3 protein-coding genes and 1 pseudogene are annotated in these 3902 nt (G+C 34.1%); 1 reads left to right on the forward strand and 3 read right to left on the reverse strand.

Going from position 1 to position 3902, the window contains the following annotated elements; all coding sequences use genetic code 11:
* Window positions 1-243: pseudogene (locus tag ACK5ON_RS03710) on the forward strand (hypothetical protein); the annotation flags it as partial.
* 226 nt (window positions 244-469) lie between these two features.
* Here ACK5ON_RS03710 and ACK5ON_RS03715 read toward each other — a convergent pair.
* The 3 genes from ACK5ON_RS03715 to ACK5ON_RS03725 all read right to left on the reverse strand — a co-directional run bounded on the left by ACK5ON_RS03715 (window position 470) and on the right by ACK5ON_RS03725 (window position 3516).
* Window positions 470-1636 carry a DUF1624 domain-containing protein gene (locus tag ACK5ON_RS03715; RefSeq protein ID WP_409820000.1) on the reverse strand — a complete coding sequence of 389 codons (1167 nt, stop codon included), beginning with the start codon at window positions 1634-1636 and terminating at the stop codon, window positions 470-472.
* A 534-nt stretch (window positions 1637-2170) separates the two neighbouring features.
* The gene (locus ACK5ON_RS03720; RefSeq protein WP_409820002.1) at window positions 2171-2548 is read right to left on the reverse strand and encodes a DUF3703 domain-containing protein; all 378 of its coding nucleotides are present in this window, start codon (window positions 2546-2548) and stop codon (window positions 2171-2173) included.
* A gap of 332 nt (window positions 2549-2880) precedes the next feature.
* On the reverse strand, window positions 2881-3516 hold the full coding sequence (locus tag ACK5ON_RS03725) for a LysE family translocator (protein ID WP_409820004.1): 636 nt from the start codon (window positions 3514-3516) through the stop codon (window positions 2881-2883).
* Window positions 3517-3902: the final 386 nt, after the last annotated feature.

Here is a 3902-nt window from a genome sequence, read left to right on the forward strand (position 1 = left end):
TACACCGATTTGATTGGATTAGAAAAAGTAAACGGCGAACACAGTTTGATCATGTTAGTCTACAACATCAAACGCAGCATCAATATCCTCGGCGTACCCGATTTAATAGCCAAACTCAAGACATGGAACTCACCTTACAAGAGAAAAGTCTTGTTTTTGATAAAAACAACCTATATAAAGCTGTTTTTAGCTCGTATTATTTTAGGAACAAGTCAAACTAATTCAAAATATACCTTGGCTTAAAACCCATTTATTGAAGTTTATGCAAGTAAAATAGAGAAGCGTAGAGAAGTTTTTTCACAGCCTGACGTTCCGGCGCTTGGCGAGGTTGCGAACTTCGGAACTGATTATTTTCTGTTAAAGATAATATTTCTTGCGAAACGTGAGCGTGAAGTTATCACAAAATTCGCAATAGCGTGTAACCGCTGTTATCGGCTGCCCTCTTGTCTATTAGTAATTTATGCTTTATTTACAAATAACTCAACCACCATTTTTCTTTATGGCTTTGCTTGTAGTTATCATACCATTTACACAAAGGAAACAAAATAAGAATTACCACAATCCAAATCAAATAAACTCCTGGCAATCCATATCCTTCGCCTGGTATGTTGAAATACCAAACATAGTTTTGAATATTATCTATACTCTCTTTTACGGAATGTCCGTTAAAATAAAAATTTAGTGTTGCTAACAAGTGTATTAAATAAAGATGCAAAATATAATAGAAGAAAGCTGTTCTTCCAAAAATGGATATCGTTCGGGTGAAGCTGTTTTCTACCCTTTCGAGAAGTACCAACGAAAGTAGCGCAATACCTATTGTGACGCACATATACATCAACGATGGTGGATATTTATGTATGTTTATAAAAGATAAAAAGGTATAAAAATTAGTTTTTTGAACACTCCAAACTATTGGATTTCCGTAAACATTTATAAATCGCAAAGCGACAAAAAGCAATAATAAACCACCTCCTATTCTGGTAATTATTTTAGCTCTTTGCTCTTTTGAATATTTTGAAGTAAAAAAGATACCGGAACAATAGCCCAGCATCATCAATCCAAACCAGGGAATAATTGGATAAAACAGTATAGCCGAATGCGATCCCCATAAATTGTGAACTGCAAAGTTCCCGTGATGCAATAAATCCCACAGGAATGTTGGTTTGTAATCCTTTGCCGCTTCAACAAAGTCCAAAAGATTGTGTCCCAATACAAACAGCAATCCTATGGCTAAAATAAATTTATAAGAAGTGTGTATCAATACTCCTAGTAAGACCATACTCACTCCGATTACCCATATAACTTGTAGAAAAAAGAAATTGTAGTTGGGATTATAGGACCACGCAAAAGAAATAATGACAACTTCTACAAACATCAACCACAAACCACGTTTTATCAAAAAGACGCTCAACTCGCTTTTGGTTTTTCGCAGACTTTGTAAGTAAATGGAAACTCCAGACAGGAATACAAATGTTGGCGCACAAAAATGCGTAATATATCTTGTGAAAAATAAAGCAGGTGTTGTAGTTTCTAAATTTAATGGATCATCTGTCCAAGAAGTGATGTGAAAATAATCTCTCACGTGATCAAGAGCCATTATCACCATTACAATTCCACGAAGGATGTCTATTGACATGATTCTTTGTTTTACAGTTGTCGTCATAAAAAACATTATTAGTTTAGTAATTTATATTCTTGATTCTGCGGTAGCCTTGCCACTAACTCCTAAACACCCGCAATAACTCACCTATACTTACCCCAATTTGGGTGTATAAGCGAATATATATTCCTTTTTTTACTTTCAAAAATACTATAATATTCAATATACGTTGTCAAAGTTCAAAACGTTGATAACGTCTGGTTTTCTATTTTATTGTTCCTTAGGGCGACTTCGGAGAGCGGGATTTCTATTTAGTTATCCGCATTGCAAATGCTACATTCTTTGTTCTAATTTAAGAAAGTACTCGTCACAGACAAGCACCAGTTAGGAATTGTCATTCTCCCAATACTTCGGGAAAGGTGAGAATCCATTTTATCACCTATTTTGTCATTCTCCCGAGACTTCGGGATAGGAGGAATCTCATTAGTCACTCATTTTATGTGATTTCTCCCGTTGGTCGAAATGACAAATAAGTCCTTAACTTAATGACATTGTTCGCGGGAGGTATCTTTAATTTAAGCTAATATCGGCTTTTTTGAAAACTTCTTTCAATTCTTCACTAATTTCAAACGCTTTAAGAGGTGGAACATTTGCACCGCCCGGATTTCCAATTGGTATTTTACCAACAAATGATTTTACACCTCCGAAAATTAAGCGAGGAATTTGTCCAATAACTTCTTTACTATTTTTAATTTTCAACCCAAATTTTAACATTTTCCAATGCACTTCCGTGTGTGCAATAGGATATTTTTGCACAATTATATGTGCTCTTTCTAAATGACTCCACGCAACATTTAAGTTTCCTTTATTTAATTCAATTTCGTAATTCTCCAATTCTATTTTATAAAATGGATTTAATTTTTTCGGAACTGATGTATAAAATTTCATAATATTTAACTTTAAATTTTATTTGATTTGTATTTCGGCTTTCTGTCGCTCGAAAGTGACGCACAACTACCTTACAGTCGCATATTCTAAATACATAAACCCTATTTGGTAATATTTACATATTTATTCCCCTTTCTATTTCCAAAAATACTATAATTTTCAATATACGTTGTCAAAGTTCAAAACGTTGATAACTTCTGGTTTTCTATTTTATTGTTCCTTAGGGCGACTTCGGAGAGCTGGGAAATAAACCCGCTAATTTTGCCAAAACCGTATTAGCGGTTCGTTATTTTCAGTCAATATTTTTCAGTCATATTTAAATGCTACTAATACTATTTAACTTTGGAAAATGCCATTTTAATTGCAAGTCCTGTTAGAACACTTGCCATAAACCATTTTTGAGCTTTTACCCATGATGGATTTTTGGCAAAAAATACTGCTGCTTTCGATGCTGTTAGTACAATAATAAAATTGATACTGAAACTAACAAAAACTTGAGTAGCTCCGAGTTGTAAACTCTGTATCATAATTGAACCGTATTCAGGTTTTATGAACTGTGGAAAAAATGACAAATAAAACAAAGCAACTTTTGGGTTGAGTACGTTGGTTAGAAATCCAATAATGAACAGCTTTCTTGGTTTGTCATTCGGCAAATCTGTTTTTGTATCAAAGATATTTTTACTGTTTGGTTTGATGGCTTGGTATGCCAAGTATAAAAGATAAAAAACACCCATTGTTTTCAATAACGTATAAGCAAACGGAACTGCAAAAAGTACCGCAGTAAGTCCGAAAGAAACCATAATTATATGGAACAGAAAGCCACAAATCACTCCTATAAGTGAAATTAACCCTGCATTTTTTCCTTGTGTTATAGTACGAGAAATTAAGTAAATCATATTTGGCCCTGGACTAACAACAAGAATCAATGCTGCTAATGCGAAAAGTAGAATGTCATTAAATGGTATCATATTTCTTCTTTTTTTAGTATCAACAATGTCTGTCGGTTCAATGATCACCAACCACCTTACAGTCGCATATTCTAAATACATAAACCCTATTTGGTAATATTTACATATTTATTTCCCTTTCTATTTCCAAAAATAGTATAATTTTCAATATACGTTGTCAAAGTTCAAAACGTTGATAACTTCAGGTTTTCTATTTTATTACACCGCAGGGCGACTTCGGAGAGCGGGATTTCTATTTTAGTTAACCGCATTGCAAATGCTACGTTCTTTGTTCTAATTTAAGTAGGTACTCGTCACAGACGAGCACCAGTTGGGGTTAGTGCACTTCGATACTTCCTTCGTCAGTACAGGCGGAGCTCAGTGTGGCATTAGGGTTACTAATTGGT

Origin of the sequence: Flavobacterium sp. (genome assembly GCF_046317795.1) — a bacterium.
GTDB lineage: Bacteria > Bacteroidota > Bacteroidia > Flavobacteriales > Flavobacteriaceae > Flavobacterium.